General features: G+C 40.2%; 19 protein-coding genes and 1 pseudogene. 13 read left to right on the top strand and 7 right to left on the bottom strand.

Going from position 1 to position 22,663, the window contains the following annotated elements:
• Positions 1-98: 98 nt before the first annotated feature.
• Positions 99-467, bottom strand: a complete 369-nt coding sequence (locus V7K27_RS35080; protein WP_334953453.1) for a zinc ribbon domain-containing protein — start codon at positions 465-467, stop codon at positions 99-101.
• Positions 468-731: 264 nt separating this feature from the next.
• Here V7K27_RS35080 and V7K27_RS35075 point away from each other — a divergent pair.
• Both V7K27_RS35075 and V7K27_RS35070 read left to right on the top strand, forming a co-directional pair.
• Positions 732-2,113, top strand: a pseudogene (locus V7K27_RS35075) (AAA family ATPase).
• Positions 2,113-2,829, top strand: a complete 717-nt coding sequence (locus V7K27_RS35070; protein WP_334953452.1) for a ParB N-terminal domain-containing protein — start codon at positions 2,113-2,115, stop codon at positions 2,827-2,829. Before V7K27_RS35075 ends, V7K27_RS35070 begins: the two are co-directional and overlap by 1 nt.
• A gap of 183 nt (positions 2,830-3,012) precedes the next feature.
• On the opposite strand, the gene V7K27_RS35065 is transcribed toward V7K27_RS35070, so the two are convergent.
• Together V7K27_RS35065 and V7K27_RS35060 are read right to left on the bottom strand one after the other, a co-directional pair.
• Complete coding sequence (locus V7K27_RS35065; RefSeq protein ID WP_334953450.1) at positions 3,013-3,960, bottom strand: glycosyltransferase family 2 protein; 948 nt, start codon at positions 3,958-3,960, stop codon at positions 3,013-3,015.
• Between the two features lie 19 nt (positions 3,961-3,979).
• Entirely contained in the window at positions 3,980-4,999 is a 1,020-nt protein-coding gene (locus V7K27_RS35060) for an Npun_R2821/Npun_R2822 family protein (protein WP_334953449.1), read from the bottom strand.
• Between the two features lie 279 nt (positions 5,000-5,278).
• On the opposite strand from V7K27_RS35060, the gene V7K27_RS35055 reads away from it, so the two are divergent.
• Positions 5,279-6,028 carry an SDR family NAD(P)-dependent oxidoreductase gene (locus V7K27_RS35055; protein WP_334953448.1) on the top strand — a complete coding sequence of 250 codons (750 nt, stop codon included), beginning with the start codon at positions 5,279-5,281 and terminating at the stop codon, positions 6,026-6,028.
• 260 nt (positions 6,029-6,288) lie between these two features.
• On the opposite strand, the gene V7K27_RS35050 is transcribed toward V7K27_RS35055, so the two are convergent.
• Positions 6,289-7,542 carry an ABC transporter substrate-binding protein gene (locus V7K27_RS35050; RefSeq protein ID WP_334953446.1) on the bottom strand — a complete coding sequence of 418 codons (1,254 nt, stop codon included), beginning with the start codon at positions 7,540-7,542 and terminating at the stop codon, positions 6,289-6,291.
• A 220-nt stretch (positions 7,543-7,762) separates the two neighbouring features.
• On the opposite strand from V7K27_RS35050, the gene V7K27_RS35045 reads away from it, so the two are divergent.
• The 8 genes from V7K27_RS35045 (at position 7,763) to V7K27_RS35010 (ending at position 17,764) form a co-directional block, all read left to right on the top strand.
• Positions 7,763-9,331 carry a metallophosphoesterase family protein gene (locus V7K27_RS35045; RefSeq protein ID WP_334953445.1) on the top strand — a complete coding sequence of 523 codons (1,569 nt, stop codon included), beginning with the start codon at positions 7,763-7,765 and terminating at the stop codon, positions 9,329-9,331.
• Positions 9,332-9,650: 319 nt separating this feature from the next.
• Complete coding sequence (locus V7K27_RS35040; RefSeq protein ID WP_334953444.1) at positions 9,651-10,409, top strand: YebC/PmpR family DNA-binding transcriptional regulator; 759 nt, start codon at positions 9,651-9,653, stop codon at positions 10,407-10,409.
• Between the two features lie 289 nt (positions 10,410-10,698).
• Positions 10,699-10,992: a hypothetical protein gene (locus V7K27_RS35035; RefSeq protein WP_334953443.1), complete on the top strand. Its 294-nt coding sequence runs from the start codon at positions 10,699-10,701 to the stop codon at positions 10,990-10,992.
• Between the two features lie 627 nt (positions 10,993-11,619).
• Positions 11,620-11,781 (top strand): hypothetical protein, encoded by a 162-nt coding sequence (locus V7K27_RS35030; RefSeq protein ID WP_334953441.1) that lies wholly within the window; start codon positions 11,620-11,622, stop codon positions 11,779-11,781.
• Between the two features lie 238 nt (positions 11,782-12,019).
• On the top strand, positions 12,020-13,279 hold the full coding sequence (locus V7K27_RS35025) for an FAD-dependent hydroxylase (RefSeq protein ID WP_334953439.1): 1,260 nt from the start codon (positions 12,020-12,022) through the stop codon (positions 13,277-13,279).
• A 278-nt stretch (positions 13,280-13,557) separates the two neighbouring features.
• Positions 13,558-14,355 (top strand): dienelactone hydrolase family protein, encoded by a 798-nt coding sequence (locus tag V7K27_RS35020; RefSeq protein ID WP_334953437.1) that lies wholly within the window; start codon positions 13,558-13,560, stop codon positions 14,353-14,355.
• Between the two features lie 1,185 nt (positions 14,356-15,540).
• Positions 15,541-16,629 (top strand): HoxN/HupN/NixA family nickel/cobalt transporter, encoded by a 1,089-nt coding sequence (locus V7K27_RS35015; RefSeq protein ID WP_334953436.1) that lies wholly within the window; start codon positions 15,541-15,543, stop codon positions 16,627-16,629.
• 289 nt (positions 16,630-16,918) lie between these two features.
• On the top strand, positions 16,919-17,764 hold the full coding sequence (locus V7K27_RS35010) for a GNAT family N-acetyltransferase (RefSeq protein WP_334953435.1): 846 nt from the start codon (positions 16,919-16,921) through the stop codon (positions 17,762-17,764).
• A 306-nt stretch (positions 17,765-18,070) separates the two neighbouring features.
• Here V7K27_RS35010 and V7K27_RS35005 read toward each other — a convergent pair whose 3' ends face one another.
• Complete coding sequence (locus V7K27_RS35005) at positions 18,071-19,357, bottom strand: hypothetical protein (RefSeq protein WP_334953433.1); 1,287 nt, start codon at positions 19,355-19,357, stop codon at positions 18,071-18,073.
• A 276-nt stretch (positions 19,358-19,633) separates the two neighbouring features.
• Between V7K27_RS35005 and V7K27_RS35000 the strand changes: the two genes are divergently transcribed.
• Positions 19,634-20,737 (top strand): hypothetical protein, encoded by a 1,104-nt coding sequence (locus V7K27_RS35000; protein WP_334953431.1) that lies wholly within the window; start codon positions 19,634-19,636, stop codon positions 20,735-20,737.
• Between the two features lie 104 nt (positions 20,738-20,841).
• Here the strand turns inward: V7K27_RS35000 and vapC are convergent, their stop codons facing one another.
• Together vapC and V7K27_RS34990 are read right to left on the bottom strand one after the other, a co-directional pair.
• A complete protein-coding gene (vapC, locus tag V7K27_RS34995; RefSeq protein WP_334953430.1) occupies positions 20,842-21,249 on the bottom strand; it encodes a type II toxin-antitoxin system tRNA(fMet)-specific endonuclease VapC in 408 nt (135 codons plus the stop codon).
• Positions 21,246-21,590 (bottom strand): hypothetical protein, encoded by a 345-nt coding sequence (locus V7K27_RS34990; RefSeq protein ID WP_334953429.1) that lies wholly within the window; start codon positions 21,588-21,590, stop codon positions 21,246-21,248. The genes vapC and V7K27_RS34990 overlap by 4 nt, the downstream gene beginning before the upstream one ends.
• 58 nt (positions 21,591-21,648) lie before the next feature.
• Between V7K27_RS34990 and V7K27_RS34985 the strand changes: the two genes are divergently transcribed.
• A complete protein-coding gene (locus V7K27_RS34985; protein ID WP_334953428.1) occupies positions 21,649-22,353 on the top strand; it encodes an ATP-dependent Zn protease in 705 nt (234 codons plus the stop codon).
• Positions 22,354-22,663: the final 310 nt, after the last annotated feature.

Genomic DNA, 22,663 nt, shown 5'->3' with positions numbered 1-22,663 from the left:
TTATGTCCCTGGCTTACCTCACCCTCAATCCCTCTCCTTATAAAGGAGAGGGAGGCTAGAGACAAGATGAAGTTTTGCATTTTATTTAATCCACGTTCCTAAGTTACTAGACTGAAGAACAAACAGGCCAATAATAAACCCAAAAGTAACAGCAAAGCCTGATTCTGTTTTACCCAAATTTTCACAGTTACCGCAAAACTGTTAGTGTAACGCTGCTGTTGCAACTCTAACTTTGTCTGTTCAATATTTTGGTAGAGGGTACAGTCTTTAGCATAGGGACGCTGGGGAAAATTGCAAGTATTATCAGCCTGATATGTGCAGGTGTCGCACAGATACCCGTCCCCAGTGGCGCGGTGCAATGGAATACCGGGATGGCCGTAAGCTTTGAGTGTCGTCCGGCAATAGGGACAATTAATAGCTTGACTATTAACAAGTTGATGGCAGTGGGGACAAGATACAGTAGCCAAAACCTTTAGCGCAAATAGCTTAAGTAAACACTTTGATTCTAGCTATTTACAGGGGTAATGGAGAAATACATACATAGCCTGTTAATTTTGAATATGGCTAGCTATGAGAAGCGATTATTATATCAGCAAAAATACTAATTTAATGATGAATATTTATCTATTTCTAAGTGATTTATATCACTCCAAATAATTAAGGCTATGCCATAATCGAGCAAATATCAGGTTTTGTCCCAACTCCCAGAGTTATTTAGAGGTATAAAAATATTGCCTTTTAATCCTGAGCTATGCCGAATGAAAGCGAAGTTGAAAGCAAACTCATAGTGCAATATTTGCTACCGCAGCTAGGTTATACTCCTGACACTTGGCATCAAGAAGTTGCCGTTGGTAGCATCCGCTTAGATTTTTTAGCATTTGCCGCACAAGTGATTCCCTTTGTCTTAGATGCTAACTCACCGTTGAGTGTCGTCATGGAGGCAAAGCATCCCAAACAAAACTTAAATAATCATGTCCACCGACTCAGGCATTATTTAACCAGCTTGAATGTCAGATATGGGTTGCTGACTAATGGCAAAGAAATTAGAATTTATCAAAAATCGCAATATGATATTCAGCTATTATTTCAATGTTCTGGGAAGGAAGTTGAGATAAAGATAGATAAAATTAAAGGTTTAATTGGTAGAGATAGCCTGAAAGAAGGCCAGTTAGTAGATAAACGAGAAGTTCAAATAACTGAAAATAATTCAAATTTTGAAACAAAGAGGCAACATTCAATGAAAACGATTGCAATCTACCATAATAAAGGCGGCGTTGGTAAGACTACTGTTGCAGTCAATCTTGCAGCAGCATTACGGAAAAAAGGTAAAAATGTACTTTTAGTTGATATAGATTCCCAGGCAAATACTACTTTTGCTACAGGATTAATCAAATTTCAATTTGAAGAAGATGATAATTTAAGAGAGCGAAACGTATACCATTTATTAGAATCAGGAGATTTTAACTTTATTCCAGAAGTAGTGCGTACATCTGATTATTTCAACAATCCAGAAATTGATGTTATTCCTTCACATATTACATTGATTGAATATCAGGAGAAACTGAATAGAATATTAGCTAGTAGGAGTAGGCTAGTAACAAAACTAAAAAGGGTAGAAAATAATTATGATGTTGTAATTATTGATACTCCTCCATCAAGAGATTTGTATGCTGAAGTTGCACTGATTGCTACTGATTACCTGATAATTCCATCGGATTTGAAACCATTTGCTAACCAAGGTTTACCAACGGTCAAAAACTTTATTAATCAAATTAATGAATCCAGAGAAATTATGGTGGGTAAACCACCGATTAATATAATGGGCGTTCTTGCTTCTAAAATCTCAACAAATGCTAAATTTTTACAATACAATTTTCCCAAACAGAGAGAAGTAATCTCAGATCGCTATCAACTGCCACTGATGGAAGCTGTAATTTATGATAGAACAGCGTTATCAGAATGTATGAATCAGACTATCACAGTTGGAGATTTAGAATATCCTGACCCTAAATCTATTATGAAATTTGCCGAATTAAAAACTTCTGCTCAAATTTCTGCTGAAGAATTTAATGTATTAGCAGATGAAGTTATCCAAAAAATGGGGATTTATTAATGATTAATTTTTCTTTGGTGGATGTAAAAAGTATTACTTCTAATGAACCTCGTTCAAATTTTGCAGAAGCTGATTTAGAGAACCTTGCAGACATAATTATAGAAACAGGAGGAATTATCAGACCATTAGTTCTGAAAGTAACAGGGGTAGAAAGCTATACGGTAGTTGATGGACATTTTGAATATTATGCTGCTGTCAGGGCAAGAGAAAAAAATCCTCGACAAGGTGAAATGGTTAATGCTTGTGTCATTGCCCCAAAAGTAGAAGATTTAGTAGTAAAGCAAGTTGTATCTCTCAAAGGAATTGATTTTTCTGGCAAACCAGTAACATCAGAGCTTGAAACAACAAAATTAGAACCACGTCTGGCAAATCTAGAATTACGTCTTGAGAAGCAATTCAATGAATTTAAGTCAGAATTTATACAAGAAAGACAGAGAATAGATAGTCAGTTTAAGCAACTTGAAAACCTTATTCCTCAAAAGGGTGAACATAGTAATCCACTTAGTTTATTGAACTCTTTGGATAAAGATGAGTTATCTATAAAGTTACAACGCGCTAGAATTTCTGGGGCGGAAAAACTTGCCCAAGCTATAGAAGATGCTCGACATAAGAAGCCAAAGCAAGAATTTGAAGATTACCGTGATGTAGTAAAATCTGTTAAAAACTTGGGGGATAAAACAATTTTGACTATTATTGATGAATGGTCAAGAAGTTAGTAATTAATAGAATATAGCGTTTCCTAAGCAACTGAGGTACACCAAAATATTGTTTACCAAGGTTAGTAGCTTTGAAAACGTACCTCACTAGGTCGGGAAACGCTATAAGTTATTCTGGGTGTAAAAACTTTAGATAATCTTTACTTTGCGCCTCTGCGTGAGACATTTCCACATTCCCATAGCCTAACCCCGCGACTGTCGCAGTGCATTAAACGCCTTACCTCGCAACCCAACTGGTAACAGCGATAATCCTAAACCAGTCCAAGCCTTAGCAGTTGAAAAAGACTTTCCTGCCAAAACTAGCTCTCTACCTTTTTGCGTTTCACCCTTTTCAATTAAACGCAAACCTAATAATAATTGCGTTTCAGCTAAACGATTTTTCCTGATTGTCTCTATTTTTTCAGACTCAAACTTATAACTTTCTAAATACCGGAGTTTATCAAATAAATAAGGAATGGCTCGATTGATACCTTGCTGCTCTGCATGGTAGCGATATTCCATCAATAATTCTGGTAAGTAATAGCCCTTTTTACCAGCCAAAGCTAGACGCACAAATAAATCATTATCCTCACAATTTTGCAGATTTGGCTGCATAAATCCTAATTCTTGCAATGTTTTACGGCGAAATAATGTTGCTCCAATTTGAAAGCTTTGCTGAATAAATACAACTTCCAACAAATTATCTACAATACCTGCTGGTAAATTCTTCCTACCCCAGCGATGAGAATTTTCTTGAGTTTTTATCTCATCCCGCACATTGTTAATATCAATTATCCAATGGTCTGTACCAACAAAATCAATGCTAGAGTCTTGAGCAAGAATAGCTGCGGTACTTGCGAGAAAATCGGGTGTTAGCCGATCATCATCATCAAATTTAATAAAATATTCACCACTGGCAGCATCAAAGCCCGATCGCATATTATTACTTTTACCAATATTTTGCGGATGACGGACATATTTAATCCGGTGGTCTGCGTATTGTGATATTAACTCAGGTGTGCGATCGCTAGAACCGTCATCACAAACAATTAGCTCAAAGTCTTGCTCAGACTGATTTAGTACACTGGCGATCGCATCAGGCAGCAGACAGACACGATTAAAAGTAGGAATACAAATACTAATTTTTGGCATAATCTATACTAGAATTATTTTAGCCTATACTTCTTTGAAGTTTCTGCACTATTTTGTTGAAAACAATACTAGTTTTTGTAATCATACTAGCTGGTCTTAATTGTTTTGGTCTTTGTTCTGGATGTTTGAGAAAGCGATAGTATAAGAACTCATCTCTATAACAGATATTGATATCTTCTCCTTGACATAAACGGGCAAAGTCACGAGAAGAATAGCTCATATAATGAATACGGTGAATTGGTTTTAAGCCATCTTGATTGTAAAGAACATTATTAATATTGACAAAGGGATCTGCATTAGCGCAGTTGCCTGTTCTATCTTGACCATTGGGGCTAAGTGTAAAATTAAACAGGGGGCGATCGCAGCGCAAAGTCATATAACTAAACAAAAAAGAATCATCCCACCATCCATGTCCATTAATCCATTCAACTTCCCTATTAGTAATTAATCGCTCTTTGATTATTTCAATTTCTTCACCAGTAAATAACCCTCGTTTAGATCCAAAAAAGCTAGAACAATGCATATTAGAACGTATATCTGCTTCTGTATACAGTCCAGTTTTTTCTATAACTGAAATATCTAACGCTGCAACAGACCTATCCTTAAGATGTTCCCAATCATCAAAAATAAAATCGGATGTTTCTAGCTTGTCAATTACATTATTGAGTGGCTTCATTGCCAAGCTATCAGCGTCATAAAATACAAATTTATCAAAAATACCCTCAAAAGCAGCAAATCTTCTTTGTAAATGACTTTTGTACCAACTAGACCGTGATAATTTTGTCTCTTTTTCTCTGGGATGAGCCGCCCAAACCTGCTGAGTAAATTCTTCCCAGCGTTGAATTACGTCCCAGTTATCAAATAGGATTACATTCTTTCGAGAATTAATTTCTTGCCTAACTAGGTCTAGTCGCTCATCATAGGGAATAATACAAATCGGGATATCTGCGCTAACATTTGCTTCAATACTATTTAGCAAAGCTACTAGTTCGTCGAATACTACGTCATTAGCAAGGGTGTAAATACCGAAAGAATCCATTTTGATAAATCCTTTTTATCTTTAAGTGACTAAGTAATGCAAATAATACAGCATATTTTAGGTATATGAAGTACATGAATAAAACCCGAAATCCTATATAGACAGTACATATAACGTCTCTATATGCGATTCATGAAAATACCAACTGCTGTATTATCGTTACCTTCTGACCTATTATTCCCAAATGATTAAGAATATACACCTCTTTACACTTTATACTCAGAGCAAGAAAGAAGCTATTTTGTCCAATTATCAATTACTAAGGAGTTAGATAATCCGATGACAGGGAAATTAGAGGGAAAAGTAGCAATTATCACTGGCGCTTCCGCCGGAATTGGAGAAGCAACTGCGATCGCCTTGGCTTCAGTTGGTGCAACAGTAGTACTCGCTGCTAGACGTGGCGATCGCCTGAAGGCATTAGCAGAACGCATAGAAGCTAGTGGTGGCAAGGCATTACCCATTATTACCGATGTGGCTGACGAAATCCAGGTAAATAACTTGGTGGCAAAGGCAAATGCAGAATTGGGAAGGGTCGATATCCTTGTGAATAATGCAGGGATTGCCTTACTCGGCACCATTGAAGCTGGGAATAGCTCAGACTGGCGGCGATCGTTTGACCTGAATGTACTAGGACTACTATATGCTACTCATGCTGTTTTGCCTCTGTTGAAGGCGCAAAAATCCGGGCATATAGTCAATATTTCCTCGGTGGCTGGCCGGACAGCGCGGGCTGGTATCGGTGTTTATAATGCTACCAAATGGGGTGTCAATGCCCTCTCTGAAGCATTGCGCCAAGAAGTCTACAAGGAGAACATTCGTGTCACCATTATCGAACCAGGTTTAGTGGATACGGAAATTGACAACCAAATTACCGATCCCGTTGCCAAACAACGGATCGAAGAACGACGCAAGTCAATTCAACCTCTGCAAAGCGAAGACATTGCTGCTGCGATCGTTTACGCTCTCACTCAACCACCGCACGTTAATGTCAACGAAATTCTCATTCGACCAACGGGACAAGAACTCTAACAATTCAAAATTCAAAATTCAAAATTCAAAATTGTTCGCGTGGTCACTGAGCCTTGCCGAAGTGCAGCCTCTGGGGTTTCCCCCATGAACACCTTTTCAAGAGAGAGAAGTGCCTTGTCTGGGTTCAATACTTACAAAAAAGTGGCGGTGGATCTTGATGCTTGTAATTCTTTTTAATTATGACATTTAAAGATATTTGAATCAACTCTTATAAGCACTTTAGTACTTACTAAAAACCCCAAAACTAGCTTGAGAAAGTACTACTTTACACTTAAGAAAGAAAATTTACCATTGACTCCGTTTGGTTCCATCTTCAGTTGGGCAACGTAAAACTCTTTCTGAATGACATCACCTACTGGTGTAAAAGCAATTTCACCAAGAGGAGTTTGATACTTTCCTTTGAGTAACTCCTGATTTAATTGTGTACGCAATTGGGGCAGCGTCAATTTGTTAATTTTGCTTTTTTTATCCAAAGATTCTAGAGCTTCTACATATACTTGCAAGGCGGTAAAAGCTTGAGCGCTGACTTGCGGTGGTTCTCTACGATATTGTTCAATGTAGGCTTTCCGAAATGCAGTGTTAATTTTACTGGGATATACAGGACTGTAGGCTTGAGCAATAATCACGCCATCACAAAGCTCTCTGCACACAGAAAATATATGAGATGTGTTAAAACCATTGCCACCAATAATTATTCCTTTATAACCAAGTTCCCGTAGTTGTTTAACTAAATTACCTCCATCTACAGCTAACCCGGATATAATCACTAAGTCTGGTTTTAAATTAATCGCATCGCTGGCTTGACTCTGAAAATCGGTATCTGTAGTTTGAAATTTTTGTACTGTTACTAAATTCAATCCTAAATCTTTAACTGTCTTCTGAAAAATTTCTGTTTCCGACTTATTAAAAGCATCATTTTGAGCGTAGAATACAGCTACTCTTTTGATTTGAGAATTTTGCTTGAGTGCAGCTTTCACCGAATAAGGAGCGACGACAGCAACAGATGAAGAAACACGAGCAACATAATCACCGATTTCGGGAATCCCTTTAGCGGTATTTGATGCTCCCATAACTGGAACTTGATTACGTTCTGCTATGGGGTCAGCGCTAAAAGCTTGTTGTGATAGGGTAGGGCCAACAATGGCAACAACTTTATCTTTATTAATTAAAGTTTGAAAGGCATTAATGGCTCCAACTTCATCGCCACCAGTATCTTGATATACTAATTTAATTGGTCTACCATTAATACCACCTTGCTCGTTAAAATACTTTTCGGCAATTTTGACTCCATCAGTTCCTTCTTGACCAAGTAATGCTATATTGCTTGTTTGGGCAAAAGCAATCCCGATAGGAATAGCATCAACTACACCTGTTGTTGCTGTTAGAATATTTGCAGAATTTGCACCAGTATTGCCACTTTTGTTACAGGCTATTAGTAGCATCGAGCATATAAATAATAATGCCGTTTGATGAGCGATACTAACGGAGAGCTTAAGAGCGATCGCATTTTTCATAGATGCAAGAGTATTATGTTTATTATGATCATACTGGCTATGTAGGCAAAGCCTGCTGTAGGCATCAAATTTTGTAAAAGATAGTCAATAGCCTACTGAATTCTGACGCCAAGCCGAGGAGCGTCTCCGGCTCCGCTCCTGAGTTCTGAATTCTTCTTATAAAACCCTTATTATTTCGTTACAATCGGTGTATGCATTAGGCATTCAAGAGTTATCAGCCATGAAATTGATTTCCGAGCCACCGATTCCTGTAAAAATTCAAAAGATGAAGGAACGGGTGCGGTGGATGCATCCAAGTTTTGTGCAACGGGGAATTGACCAAACCAGCATGGTGATTGACGATCGCAGGCAGGATAGTCCAGAATTTTCGTTTATGGTTATCGGTGATTCCGGCACCAAATCCCATTCTCGACACCACCCCCAACGAAAGGTTGCCGAACTAATGCTGCCTCACCGCGATGATTGCAGTTTTGTGTTACACACAGGCGATGTAATTTATGTGGTGGGTTCCCAAGAATATTACTCGGCAAACTTTATTGAGCCTTACCGGGAATTTCTTGTGGGTGGCGACAACCCCAAAGGCATTTCCTACGATCGCATGGTGTTTAATCTGCCATTTTTGCCAGTACTTGGTAATCATGATTACTACGATGTGCCGTTGATGTACCGTTTATTTACTGGAACAACATCGTCACTACGTCGCCTGTTGCGCTACAAAGATATTGAGATTGGCTGGCATGGCTCGTATCAAGGTAATGCTTATGCACGGGCGTTTTTGGACTATACAGGGGCGATGTCTACCCCAGAATTAGAACGTCATTTAGATCAACACTATACTGCTAAGACTGACACAGGGCGATGTTTGCGTTACGAACCTGGAAATTTTACCCGCTTACCGAATCGTTATTACACTTTCCGTTACGGCGGGATTGATTTTTTCGCGCTGGATTCTAATACCTTTAATACACCATCACCTTTACCTGCAACTCAAGAAGGGGAAATTTACCGCCGGGAATTGGAAAAGCGTCGCCAGGAAATAGATCGAGAAGAATTGCAGATTTTGGGAATATGCGATCGCCTCAACCCAGATAAACCCACCGACGCGGAACAACTTGATGAGCTTAGTGCCAAATTAGACCAAATAAACGAGATTAAAATCGATATTGAAAAACAATTGGCATCTCATAAAATGCCTGCGATCGACTTTGAACAACTTGAATGGTTGCGAAGCAGACTAATCGAATCTTGGAACACCTCCCAAGTGCGAGGACGTGTAATCTTTTTCCACCATCCACCCTACGTCACAGAAGCTACCAAGTGGAATCAGGCGCAAACTTTGGCGGTTCGCCACCGCTTGCGCTGGGTGTTTGAACAAGTGGCACAAACTCTTGGTTCTCTAATTAAAGAACGTCCCATAGTCGATTTGATTTTAAATGGTCACGCTCACTGTTTCGAGCATCTTTGCACAACTGATACCGGATTTGCTGACTCCCACATTAACTGCATTATCTCTGGTGGTAGTGGTCATCGTCCCCGCTATCAACGGCAAGGGGGGACTGAATTGATGGAGACTTTTACGGAAATTGCAGGTAAACCCATTCGGAAAGTTGCAGATTCAATGCTTTTTGTGGGTCGTCATGACTACAATTCTCAGAACCGACTGCCTTACTCATGTGTGCGGATTGATGTTTTGGATGGTCGCCCACCCAAGTTTATCATCAGACCACTGATTACTGAACGGGTTGAAGATCAGTGGTATAACCGCGAACTTGAACCATTTGTGATTTAAATAAAAAACCTCACCCTGGTTATGCTACGCATAACCTGTCCCTCTCCTTAGTAAGGAGAGGGATGTCCGCTAGGACAGGGTGAGGTTTTCCAAGGATTTCGGGTAATCGGATCACGACTTAAAAATCAAATCTAGGCGTTGGTGGGTTGCTTTGAGTGATTCTGTTGGCGATCCTGGAATGATGGTTTTTGAATGAAAGGATTCAGAAGAACTCTATCCTTTTATTGGTGGAGTTTAACTCTTTAACAAATGCACCTTTGCATCTGGGTAAAAGTTAGGTATATCCTAATCTTGAATAGAGTTTTGATAATTTCAGATTATGGCAGGACACAGTAAATGGGCAAATATTAAGCGTCAGAAGGCCGTAGTAGATGCAAGGAAGGGAAAAACCTTCACTCAGTTATCCAGGGCGATTATTGTTGCGGCTAGAAGCGGCGTACCAGATCCGGCGCTGAATTTTCAACTTCGCACGGCAATTGACAAGGCCAAGGCTGCGAGTATTCCCAATGATAATATTGAACGAGCGATCGCTAAAGGTGCAGGCACTTTTGGCGGCGATCATGCAATCTTTGAAGCGATTCGCTACGAAGGTTACGGCCCTTGTGGTGTAGCGATTTTAATCGAAGCCCTCACAGATAATCGCAATCGCACTGCTGCTGACTTGCGTGTAGCTTTTAGTAAAAATGGTGGCAATCTTGGTGAAGTAGGTTGCGTTAGCTGGATGTTTAAGCAAAAAGGCGTTTGTGTGGTGCAGGGTGTGGTTGACGAAGAACAGCTTTTAGAAGCATCCCTCGAAGGCGATGCCCAGTCTTATGAGATGATTGAAGATGAGATGGCTGAGGTATTTACTGATATAGCAAATTTAGAAAACCTTAGTCAAACGCTCAAAAATCAAGGCATTAAGGTAATTGATGCCGAATTGCGCTGGATTCCCAGTAATAGTGTAGAAGTTACTGATCCCGATCAGGCGCGATCGCTTTTCAAGTTAATTGATACTCTAGAAGGCTTGGATGATGTGCAAAATGTCACAGCTAACTTTGAAATGTCAGAAGAATTAATCGCTCTCAGCATTTCATAATCAAAATTAACACAGCCATCATAACCGATCAAGCTATTCAGGCGCGATCGCACCTCAACTGAATCGACACCCGATAAAACCTAGATGATGTGCAAAATGTTACATCTAACTTGAAAATGGCAGATTATCTGATGGCAAGGATCTTTATATAGCAAGGTATTCACTTAAAGTCATCTATCTTTGAATAGAGATAATTAAAAAATCACACGTAAGATTCACACAAATTACAAACTAATGACATACGACTAGTAGATAGTTAGGCAATTGGTTATTTGATGAGGAGTTTAAAATGAATAAGTTCGCTAAAGCCTTACTTTTGGCTATAATGTTTGCTGCCCCTGTAGCCGTTTCTGCATCTACTGTTCAAGCCAAAACTACTTCTACCCCGACAACAACTTACGCAACTGCTAAAGTTGCTAAATCCAAGACTGCAAAACGGAAACATCATAAACACAAACACCATAACGTAAGCAAAGCTGTTAAAAGTAAATCCGTAGTTAAACAATCCGCAGTTAAAAAACCCGTTACTCCAACAGGTACAACTACGCCACCCGCAGCTACACCAACCACTCCAAATAACTAATTGTTGATGAAAGTAGATAGCTGTTTATCTCATCTTTTCCAAAGCCGCTAGACGTTTCCTTGATATCTGCTTAATAATAGACCTCTTGCGAAAGTCGAACACCCGCCCAGAAATAAATTTCTGGGTATTAGCTCAAGTCGGTTTAAACCGACTAATGACAGTATTTTTAGTCCGTTTCAACGGACTTTTGCTATTAGCCAGGGACTTGAGTCCCTGGCGGTTCAAGTATTTTTGGAAGAGGTTTAATGGTTAAGCTGGTAGCGGACGTAGACTATAGACGGTTATTTATAGCGGTTGTCAGCTGCATGAAGTACATCAGATTAAAACCTCACCCCCAACCTCTCTCCTTAGTAAGGAGAGGGGAGATAAAGTACAGCTTTGTCGGGGTGAGGTTAAGCTGTACGTCACTAAATTAAGAAAGGCTATAGTCCAAGAATTAACTCTGACTACTTACCAAAAAACTTCGTAGTTTTTTCTCTCAAGACTAATAAATTCTTAGGTTTCTTATAGATGCTAATGTCGGCAAAAATCTCCACGAAAAGTTCATATAAATAACAAGATATCGACATAAGTCTTTGTCATATTCAATTCAGAGATTCACTGAATAAATAGAATCAAGGAAATCACATGAACAAGTTTGCTAAAGGTTTAATTCTAGCTCTGGCGATCGCAACCCCCGTAGCCATTGCTGCACCAATCTTTCAAGCTACACCCGCTTCAGCTGCTGTTAAGCATCATACACTTCATTACAAAGGAAAACATGTCCATCACATTCACCCAACTCATTAATAATCTGCTGCTGTCAAACACAGCATATTTAATGAGAAGTTACTCTTACTAGTGATAGTTAATAGTAGCTCTGCAACAAAATTTATACTTTATTTATCTTTAAAATAAGTAAAGCTGTGTAACCTCGCTGTTGTCCTCAGTCATCAGTGGGGTTTTTCAATATTTGCTGCTATTAACTTGCCTTAAAGGGCGCGATCGCGTCAAAATAAGAGTGAAGACGCTGTAACCTAACTTAACAATGGCCTTAACGCAGCTTGAGCAAACTCTTTCCCCTCAACCAACACCGCCAAATGAGCGGGGATATGAATATGATTTGGTAATTGTCGGCGGTGGGATTATTGGGTTAACTCTAGCCTGTGCTTTAAAAGATTCTGGCTTGAGTGTCTTGCTGATTGAGGCGAAAGTAACCTCAACGGCGGTAGCTAAAGGGCAAGCCTATGCAGTTCATCAGCTTTCGTCACTAATTTATCAAGGAATTGGAGTTTGGGACAAAATGTTGCCTCAAATCGCCAAATATTGCCGGGTTCGTCTTTCTGATGCCGATTCTCCCAATGTGGTGGAATTTACCACAGATGATCTAAATACATCAGAGTTGGGTTATGTGGCGGAACACCAAGCTTTGTTGCAACCGTTGCAGGAGTTTGTCCAAAATTGTCCAAATGTAACTTATCTGTGTCCGGCGGAAGTGGTAAATACGCAATATCAGAAGGATATAGTAGCGATAGATATTAAAGTTGTCGATCAGTTACGGACAGTTCGGAGTAAATTATTGATCGCAGCAGATGGGGCGCGATCGCCGATTCGTGAAGCTGCTGGAATCAAAACTCTGGGCTGGAAATATTGGCAATCTTGCATAGTTGCATTTGTCAAACCAGAAAAACCGCACAATAACACTGCTTACGAAAGATTTTGGTCTAGCGGTCCCTTTGCAATTTTACCTTTACCGGGGAACCGTTGCCGCATTGTCTGGACAGCCCCCCACGAAGAAGCAAAAGCTTTATGTGCTTTAGATGACGAGCAATTTTTAAGAGAATTAACCCGTCGCTATGGCAATCAGATGGGGAAATTGGAATTATTGGGCGATCGCTTTGTATTCCAAGTACAACTCATGCAAAGCGATCGCTATGTTCTTCCTCGACTAGCATTAATTGGTGATGCGGCGCACAATTGCCACCCTGTCGGCGGACAAGGTTTAAATCTGGGTATTCGGGATGCAGCAGCTTTAGCGCAAGTAATTCAAGCCGCGCACAAGGCGGGTAAAGATATTGGCGACATTCAGATTCTTAAAGGTTATGAACGCTGGCGCCAACTGGAAAACCTGACGATTTTAGGTTTCACCGATTTGTTAGATCGGATGTTTTCTAATAATTTCTTACCTGTGGTAGTGGTGCGTCGCCTGGGTTTATGGTTTTTGCAGCGAGTACCTGTATTAAAGGTGTTTATGCTGAAGTTAATGATTGGCTTGAAGGGACGGACTCCAGAATTGGCAAAACGATAAAACAGGAGTCCGAATTCAGAATTCAGAATTCAGGAGTCAGAATTCAGGAGTCAGAATTCAGAATACAGAATTCAGAATTCAGGAGTCAGAATTCAGGAGTCAGAATACAGAATACTCTACCCATAAAGGGATAGAGTTTTAAGGCGAGAATATTTTAATTTTTTTCGCCCACGAGGGGCGAGGTTTTAACCAATATTCATCACCCACTCGTAGAGAATTCATACTGAATTCTGACTACTGAGTTCTGAATTCTTCTTATAAAATCAGCCCAAACAAAGATGTTAGAAACAACAAATATCGAAATTAATACTACAAAAATCAAAGTACCTAACAATGACTTAGAAATCGATGCTTATTTAGCTCAACCAGCACAAAACGGAACCTTTGGTGCGGTTATAGTTTTCCCAGAAATTTTTGGAATCAACAGGAACATTAGAGATATCACCGAATTAATAGCTAAACAAGGTTATGTAGCAATAGCCCCGGCGATGTATCAACGTATTGCTCCTGGTTTTGAGGCTGACTTTAGCGCAGAAGATGTTGGCTATAGCCCAGAAGCATATCGGCTGGGTTTGCAATATTATCAACAAGTAAAGTACCAAGAAATTTTAAGCGATATTCAAGCTGCGATTGCTTACCTAAAAACTTTACCCAATGTCAAAGATAATGCAATTGGTGTCATTGGTTTCTGTTTTGGCGGTCATGTTGCTTATATGGCTGCAACTTTACCCGATATCAAAGCAACAGCTTCGTTTTACGGTGGTGGAATTACCACTTCTAGTTATGGTGAAGAAACTCCAACCATCAATCGCACCTCGGAAATTAAAGGTACTATTTATGCATTTTTTGGTACAAGAGATGCATTAGTTTCGCAAGAGGAAAACGAGCAAATTGAGGCAGAATTAAAGAAACATCAAATAAATCATCGTGTATTTCGATACGACGCCGGACACGGATTCTTCGCTGGATTCTTCAAAGACCAGTACCCATTTATCGCCCAGAATCCAATTTACAATCCTGAAGCTGCTCCTGATGCTTGGCAAAATGTTCTAGAACTATTTCAAAATAACTTGTAAAACTCGATCGTGTAAATGAGGCTACGTCAGCGAGACGCTGCACGTAGCAAGATCCCGAAGGTGGCAAAACTAGGTATTACGCAAAACTACACGCGCTCTGGGGCAATTCATGAATTACCCTAAGAAGAAAATTACTCTTTTTGGCTATTGTTTGCGTAAGTCCTGAAAACGTTAAACGCTAGACGACACCAGCTTGAAAAATCTGGTTTGGGGTGAGATTCAATTCAGGAAAAGTTTGGCTACAAGAGAGCGATACCTAGGTTGGGCTACGCCTACGCAAGAAGTTGTGAGATGATGTTTTCTAGCCAGTCGTTTGTTAATTAACTATCTCCCAATCTTCAATCAGCAAGTTATTAACGCGCTGAAATTGTCTGGTGTTATGGGTAATTAGGGTTAAGTTATTTGTCAGGCAATTTGTAAATCATCAGCTCCAATTGGAGTGCCTAATACTTCTAGCTGAGAGCGAATCATTCCAAATGTCATTGCTGCGCGATCGTCAAAGGGTAGTGATATAAATTGAGCTAAAAATTCTTGTTGTCAGGGAAGATTACGTTCTGGGTTAGCACTTTTCATCGCGCGATAAAATAGTTCAGCTTTGACGATTGAACAAACGGCAATATCTTTGCTAGCAGTGGTTTCTAGTTTCTGCTTTCAGGTGGAATTTTTCCCAACAGGTAGGGGTACAACAATGTTCATTGGTGTCAACTTAAGGTTAAAGCCAGTCTAGAACCAGCTTTTAGAGATAGTCTCGTTCCCAGTCAGAGACTGGGAATGCCCGTCGGAGAGGCTCCGCCTCAAGACTAGCGGCAGAGCCGCAATTGAAGAGCATTTCCAGCTTCTTGCTGGAAACGAGGTTTTAAAGGGGTTTGAGCTTAAGTTGACACGCATGAACAATGTTGTGCCCTTACAATAATCTGTACCTCACGAAGTTGCAATCTGCTATAAAAATTTCAGCCTGCCAATGCTGCTCACCGTTATGAAGTATGACCGACTAGTCACACTTTTGACATAACTTTGCAATAGCTTTGTCATTTAGATAGGTTTTACTAAACCTTACGTGGATGTCAATGTAAGTAATTTTGATGAATGAAACCTCTATAGGCTGGCTCAGTATGCTGGTACGGCTCATACAGAGTCTCATTCGTTTTTCACCTTGTCGAAATATCCCTTTATAAGGAGTGATAAATGCTATCCAGATTTTCGCGTGTTTTCAACGATAGTTCCAGAAACGTTAGACGTAAAGTTCTCAACATCTATGCGTTCCTGATCAGCGTGAATATTTTGATCTGGGTACTTGCCCTCATTACATTCCACAGCTACCCCCTTCTGCTTGGCACTGCCGTATTAGCTTATACCTTTGGTCTACGTCATGCTGTAGATGCTGATCACATCGCCGCGATTGACAATGTTACCCGTAAATTGATGCAGGAGAACAAACGACCTGTTGCTGTTGGGTTCTTCTTCTCTTTAGGTCATTCCACCGTTGTAATTGCCGCTTCTGTGGCGATCGCTTTAACCACTACAACCATCCAGAACAACTTTCCCAGTTTTGAAAAGGTTGGGGGGCTAATTGGCACTAGCGTTTCTGCACTTTTCCTACTAGCAATTGCAGCAATCAATATGGTGGTGCTGTGGGATGTTTATAAGACGTTCCAAACTGTCAAGCGGGGAGGAATCTACGACGAGCAATCCTTAGATGAATTTTTGAACCAACGTGGGCTACTCGGTCGCATCTTCCGTCCTTTGTTTCGGTTGATAGATAGTAGCTGGCAAATGTTTCCTTTAGGTTTCCTTTTCGGTTTAGGCTTCGACACGGCGACAGAGGTAGCACTGCTGGGGATTTCTGCGAATCAAGCCGCTAAAGGTTTGCCTATCTGGTCGATCCTATTATTTCCAGCTTTGTTCACCGCAGGTATGTCCCTGATTGACACCACTGACGGCATTCTAATGCTTGGTGCTTATGGCTGGGCTTACGTCAAACCAATCCGCAAACTCTACTACAACATGACCATCACCCTTGTTTCTGTACTAGTTGCTGTGGTCATTGGCGGAATTGAGGCTCTGAACATTATTGGCGATCAGTTACAACTGAAAAGTCCGTTTTGGGATTTCATTAGTCAACTAGGTGATAACTTTGGCACAATTGGTTACTTAATCATTGGCATCTTTGTATTCAGTTGGTTACTTTCGACCATCATCTACAAAGTCAATAAGTATGATGATTTGGAAGTCACTAGTGTTACAACTGCTAAAGATAAGAGGAATAGGCATTGAGCCTATATACGCGACATGAAAGTTGTGCATTCTAACAGCTTTTATCGGTAGTATTTGAGTGATTTTATCTCCGAACTAATTTAATTCGTAGCGATTAATCACCTGTTCAATTGCCCAAGTGCATTGCTGTTTCTGTTCTGTTACCCATACTACAAGAAGCCACGATTTTAACTGCATTTAATATTTATAAGCACTTCCTAAAAGAGCTGAGTATAAAAATATTAAGAGTTATCACTGGGTTTGCGAAAGTGAAGTTAAATAGTTAACAGCCTAGCAGTAAGGAGATATTATGACCATTGACAACTTCATCGTCCGCCCAATGAACAGGTCGGAAATGGATTTGGCGATTACTTGGGCAGCAACCGAAGGTTGGAATCCAGGAAGCTATGATGCTGAATCTTTTTATCAAACTGACGAGAACGGTTTTTTCTTGGGCGAGTTGAATGGTGAGCCGGTGGGGTGCATTTCAGCTGTTGCTTACGATCAACACTTCGGCTTTCTAGGTTTTTACGTTGTGAAACCCCAGTTTCGTGGGCAGGGGTTGGGCATGAAAATTTGGAAGACAGGAATGGACTATCTCGGTGCTGCCCGTAACATTGGCTTGGATGGTGTAGTAGCTCAACAAGATAACTACAAAAAGTCTGGTTTCCAAATCGCTTATAACCATATTCGTTATGAAGGGGTAGGTGGCGGTGTTGTCCCTGCTGGGATCGTGGAACTGAAAACAGTTCCTTTTGAAGAGTTGGTGGCTTACGATTGCCAACTTTTTCCTTCTAAGCGATCGCTGTTTCTGCGACATTGGATTCAACAGCCAGAAAGTACTGCTTTCGGGTTTCTCAAAAATGGATATCTTGTTGGTTACGGAGTTATCCGATCTGCCCATACAGGTTTTCGGGTTGGGCCACTGTTTGCTAATGACGAACAGATTGCTGAAGCATTATTTCAAGCCTTGCTTGCAGAAAATCCTCATGCTCCAGTGTTTTTTGATGTGCCGGATACAAATCTACAGGCGATTAACCTAGTTGAACGTTACCAATTGCAGCCAGTTTCTCAAACGGCTCGGATGTATACTAAAGAAATTCCTAATTTACCTATTAATCGCATCTTTGCTGTGACAAGTTTAGAAGTAGGTTAGAAACAGACAAACAATTCTGTTTAAACCCCTAATATACAATCCCACTGTGAGCGCGTGAGTTTTTCTATTAGTCTATGGTAATAGAACAGTAGTATTTTTGTACCTCACGTTAGCGTAGCCTCTCGTAGAGAAGTTGAAATCTGCTGTATATACAAACAAAGTCCGCGTAGGCGGACTTTACAGCTATTTTCAGGTAAATAGACCACGCGGTAGGGGCACAGCAGTGCTGTGCCCCTACGACAGATGTGGTTCAAATACATGAAAACTGCTGTAAGAATAGTTATTTCAATAATTGCCGTAGCTGTTTTATTTAGCTAAAACTACCTCTGTCTCATCTTTCGATTCGTCTCTAACCTTAAAGTAGTAATAAAGATTACCAACAGTTAGGTCTGATGCCTGTTGCAAATTAGATGTAACTAATGTTTTGTGACCAGTAATTACAGCTTGTTCACTAATATAAAATTCGTATTCTCGACGTAGTTCAGGCTCGAATATAAATAACAACTGGTCACGAAGCGAATAGAAATGAGACTTTTCGGCTAAACTCTCATATACTAATTGTTCTGGTGGTTCTGCTGAATTGATTGTGGAGTAGTGAGTATCTGAACTATTAAAATCAGCGCTATTTAAAAGTTTTAATTCTGATGAAGGAAGCGAGCGCATCCAATCAACATGATTTTGCCACGAATATAATACTGCTAAATCATGATTTTTAATGCGGATAATTTCGGGAAAGAGAAAATCAAGTTCATCATGTGATTCGCAGCGATTAATCACAGTCAGAGCATCTTTACAGATTTTATCTTGGAGATGAGACAGGCGATCGCTCACTGCTGAAACTTCATTCTGTACCTGATAAGTTGCAACAATCACCTGTTCAATTGCCCAAGCGCATTCGAGTCTACGTAATTGACCAGCTGCACAGGTTTCTTCGAGTAGATGCGGATTGCTGTAATCTGCTAAAGCGGCAAATAACATTCCCCTGACACCAGCAATCTCAGCGTTTCTCCGGCTGAAATCTTGCAACTGTAGCGCTGAACGGAAGCAGCTCATCGCCTGGATAAACACTCCATACGCCCTCACTAAAATTATGCGATGTTGTTCAAATTTTATATCTTGGGCTACTTGTTCGATTATTTGTCTAATTTCTACTCCTTGGCCTTTTAAAGCTTGTTTCAAGTCAATAAAACCGTTTTTGACTTCCAGCCTCATTTGCTCTACTTCTTTTCTGAGTTTAAGTGTTTGGTGCAGGTTCACTGCTGTCAGTGCTACACCTGCTACTGTTCCTACACCAATTAAGGCTGTAGTTGCTTGCAGCACACCCAAGCTAGTCTGTATACTTTGCAAGCCGTTCAGTACAGATGTAAAGCTTTGGTGAGTTTGATACATCTGCGGGCTACTCAGAATCAAATTATAATCAGCTACCAGTGGAGATAAAGGGCTATTGTTGACTGTAGCACCAATAGCATGGGCAATAAACTGTCCGCTAACTGCATCTCTAGCCATACTTAAAGGTACTCCATTGCTCAAGACCTGTAGATATTTACCAGCTTGAATACCAGCTTGAATTGCAGGAGCAAATTGGAACAGCATATTTATAAGTTGCTAAAAGCTAATTTTCTTCAGCCTAGCTGGTATAAAAAAGCAAAGATAACCGTATTTATTCGGATTAATTAATTATGTCTAAATCTGGGCATACTAAACACGGATAACCTCTTGGCTCACAATTTTTATGGATACTTCGCTGGTTAGCTCTAAGACTGTTGAGCTATTGTCGCAGATTACCGGGCAAAAGCTGGTCAAAATCCTATAGTTGCAGGTGAAAACCGCGTTCATTTTATTTCTGCTCAAGCTGCACTGGATGCAATTTTGCGGGGAACTGAAGATGAATATTTGAAAGCCTTCCAAAATTTTACCCAGTCTATTGAGAAGTTTTTGACGTTTGATAGTGGAAGAGTAAAAATTAAGCACTCTATTAGTCAAATAAATAGAGTCATCGAAAAAGGTTTAGATGGTCTATATAAATCGAAGGGTACTTTAGATGGAAAAATTAAAATTTCTGAAGTAGAAAAACAGAACATTTTAGAAAAAATAGGAGAAGCCAGTGGGCGCGATGTCAGAATCCGTCTATTGGCAGATCAACTGATACACGTAGTATTTGAGCAAATTGCTAAATCTTGGCATGAATGGCGTGAAGGATTGAGGGATCGCATAGTTCAAAGGAGCCAATATTGGAATTCTGAATACAATCCGGTTTTTAGCCAAGATCAACTCATTAGAGATTACACAAATAAATTTATCAGAGATTTGTCAACAGAAATAAATGAATGGGGAAATACGAAACTTAAGGACGTAATTTTACAAGAAAATATTAAGTATTTAGACACTAGGATTGCTTATGAACTAGATGCTATTCAAGGCGAATTTAATAGCCTAGATCAGAACATCCAAACTAATTTTAGCGAACAGCTTAAACTGTCTATTAACGGTATAAATGATGACTTTACGGGTTTTGGAGGAATTAGTGGTGGTCTTGGGATTGGTGCTTTAGCTGCTGGATTAATGGTATTTACAGGGCTTGGATTTATTGCCGTAATTGTTGCAAGTGTAGCTGCTGCAATTGCTGGTTCGTTTGGTTTTGGAATGCTAGATTTTGATGGACTAAAAGACCAAATAAAAGAGAAAGTTTTTGAACTAGGATTTCAAAAATTCAATGAGTCAATGGATACAATATTCGAGAAATTAAATGAAATAGTTAACTCAGTCTTTGAAAACCGAGTGGAATCAGCTAGTCGAGTAATTGCAGAAGCGATCGCACTTTACGAAAATCTCCTAGAACAGCAGGAAAAGGCTCACAACGAAACTCTGGAACAACGTGAGGCTGAAAAGATTTGGATTTACCAAAAGCGCCAAGAACTTGAGCAAGTACAGAATCGGCTGGAAGTCATTCTCAGTAAATGCGCCATTGTTTAATCGGCAAATTTACCAAGATCGTTTCTTTTGTAAGAGAGCGATGCATAGGTTGGGCTACGCCTACGCAAGAAGTTGTGAGATGATGTTTTCTACCCAGTCGTTTGTTAATTATCTATCTCCCAATCTTCAATCAGCAAGTTATTAACTCGCTTAAATTCTCTGGTGTTATGGGTAACAAGGGTTAAGTTATTTGTCAGTGCGATGGCAGCAATTTGTAAATCATAAGCTCCAATTGGAGTGCCTAATGCTTCTAGCTGAGAGCGAATCATTCCAAATGTCATTGCTGCGCGATCGTCAAAGGTTAGTGATATAAATTGAGCTAAAAATTCTTGCTGTAAGGTAAGATTACGTTCTGGGTTAGCACTTTTCATCGCGCCATAAAATAGTTCAGCTTTGACGGTTGAGCAAACGGCAATATCTTTAGTAGCAGTGGTTTCTAGTTTCTGCTTTAAGGTAGAATTTTTACCACGCATATAGATAATACAAGTGTTAGTATCTAGCAGAAATTTCACAGGATTGGTTCGCGTTCTGCTTGTTGTCCTTGGGGATGGCGAAAGAATGTTTCGTCTTGGATACATCCATAGAATTCAGTCAGGGGATATTCTGGGGTTTCGGTTTGGGTTTCTGGTTGTAGGGAATCGATGAGGGTTTTTAGCAATGTCCAGCCTCGGCTAAAGTCGAGTTCTTCAGTGAGTTCAGCCAGGGGGGATTGACGGAATAATTCTGAGAGTTTGGTAGGTTGGTCTGGGTGGGTGTTGTGTGTGGTCAGGCTTTGGGCAAGAAGTTGGATAATATACAGTTTATCGTTGGGGGAAAGCTGAAGGAGTTGTTGTTCGAGTTCTGGGATAGCCATGATCGGGTTTAAGTGGAGGATAATGAAAAAAGATTAAGCTGCACTCAGAAAACTCTCAATGAGCCAAACTAACCTAAATTTAGTTGCAATATCTATCTTTCTCATGACCCTATCGGTATTGTTGGGGCCATTCTTAAACATATCACCGGCAGTACCAGCGATCGCTACTTTCACCATCTTAGGCATAGCTACATTAGATAGTTTTAGCTTGCAAGGCAAGGGTGCTACTATCTTTTTAGATTGGATTGCTGGTTTTTCAAGTGAACACCGCGATCGCATCGTCCACCACGAAGCCGGACATTTCTTAGTTGCTTACCTGTTGGGTATTCCCGTTACTGGCTACACACTCAGCGCTTGGGAAGCCTGGAAACAGGGGCAACCTGGGCAAGGCGGCGTTAGCTTTGATGATGGCGAATTAGCATCTCAACTAAAAGTGGGTAAAATCAGCGCCCAAATGCTAGATCGCTACTGCACTCTTTGGATGGCGGGTATTGCTGCTGAAACCTTAGTTTTTAATAATGCTGAGGGTGGAGGTGATGATAAAAATAAGCTGATAGGAATCTTGACAATTTTGGGTTTTTCTGAATCAGTTTCTCAGCAGAAATTCCGGTTTCATACCCTCCAGGCAAAAACCCTACTGCAAGAAAATTGGTCTAGCTACGAGGCTTTAGTTAATGCCATGAGAGAACGCACTTCGGTAGAAGATTGTCATGCTGATTTGGGAGTGGCGAGTGGGGAGTGGGGAGTAGGGAGTGGGGAGTAGGGAGTTAGGAGTTAGGAGTTAGGAGTTAGGAGTGGGGAGTTAGGAGTTAGGAGTTAGGAGTTAGGAGTTAGGAGTTAGGAGTGGGGAGTTAGGAGTGAAGAAACGCGATGTGCGACTTATTTTTAAAACCCCACTTCCATTCCTGTAGACACAAATTATCCGATTACCCAAAAGTCCTCTAAAACCTGAAAGAGTCCTATCGGACATCCCTCTCCTTACTAAGGAGAGGGACAGGTTTTGCATAGCAAAACCAGGGTGAGGTATCTCAGAGGCTATGAGACTTAATCATCAAAATGCGATGTCTACGACG

This window comes from Nostoc sp., assembly GCF_036919575.1.
GTDB lineage: Bacteria > Cyanobacteriota > Cyanobacteriia > Cyanobacteriales > Nostocaceae > Nostoc.
This window is presented reverse-complemented; position numbering and strand designations above follow the sequence as displayed.

Excerpts from the sequence above, each read along its gene's own strand:
- V7K27_RS35030 (WP_334953441.1), top strand. The coding sequence starts at position 11,620 with ATGAACAAGTTTGCTAAAGGTTTAATTCTAGCTCTGGCGATCGCAACC.
- V7K27_RS35010 (WP_334953435.1), top strand. The coding sequence starts at position 16,919 with ATGACCATTGACAACTTCATCGTCCGCCCAATGAACAGGTCGGAAATG.
- V7K27_RS34985 (WP_334953428.1), top strand. The coding sequence starts at position 21,649 with ATGAGCCAAACTAACCTAAATTTAGTTGCAATATCTATCTTTCTCATG.
- V7K27_RS35035 (WP_334953443.1), top strand. The coding sequence starts at position 10,699 with ATGAATAAGTTCGCTAAAGCCTTACTTTTGGCTATAATGTTTGCTGCC.
- V7K27_RS35060 (WP_334953449.1), bottom strand. The coding sequence starts at position 4,999 with ATGGATTCTTTCGGTATTTACACCCTTGCTAATGACGTAGTATTCGAC.
- V7K27_RS34990 (WP_334953429.1), bottom strand. The coding sequence starts at position 21,590 with ATGGCTATCCCAGAACTCGAACAACAACTCCTTCAGCTTTCCCCCAAC.
- V7K27_RS35050 (WP_334953446.1), bottom strand. The coding sequence starts at position 7,542 with ATGAAAAATGCGATCGCTCTTAAGCTCTCCGTTAGTATCGCTCATCAA.
- V7K27_RS35070 (WP_334953452.1), top strand. The coding sequence starts at position 2,113 with ATGATTAATTTTTCTTTGGTGGATGTAAAAAGTATTACTTCTAATGAA.
- V7K27_RS35040 (WP_334953444.1), top strand. The coding sequence starts at position 9,651 with ATGGCAGGACACAGTAAATGGGCAAATATTAAGCGTCAGAAGGCCGTA.
- V7K27_RS35020 (WP_334953437.1), top strand. The coding sequence starts at position 13,558 with ATGTTAGAAACAACAAATATCGAAATTAATACTACAAAAATCAAAGTA.
- V7K27_RS35055 (WP_334953448.1), top strand. The coding sequence starts at position 5,279 with ATGACAGGGAAATTAGAGGGAAAAGTAGCAATTATCACTGGCGCTTCC.
- V7K27_RS35065 (WP_334953450.1), bottom strand. The coding sequence starts at position 3,960 with ATGCCAAAAATTAGTATTTGTATTCCTACTTTTAATCGTGTCTGTCTG.
- V7K27_RS35005 (WP_334953433.1), bottom strand. The coding sequence starts at position 19,357 with ATGCTGTTCCAATTTGCTCCTGCAATTCAAGCTGGTATTCAAGCTGGT.
- V7K27_RS35025 (WP_334953439.1), top strand. The coding sequence starts at position 12,020 with ATGGCCTTAACGCAGCTTGAGCAAACTCTTTCCCCTCAACCAACACCG.
- V7K27_RS35015 (WP_334953436.1), top strand. The coding sequence starts at position 15,541 with ATGCTATCCAGATTTTCGCGTGTTTTCAACGATAGTTCCAGAAACGTT.
- V7K27_RS35045 (WP_334953445.1), top strand. The coding sequence starts at position 7,763 with ATGAAATTGATTTCCGAGCCACCGATTCCTGTAAAAATTCAAAAGATG.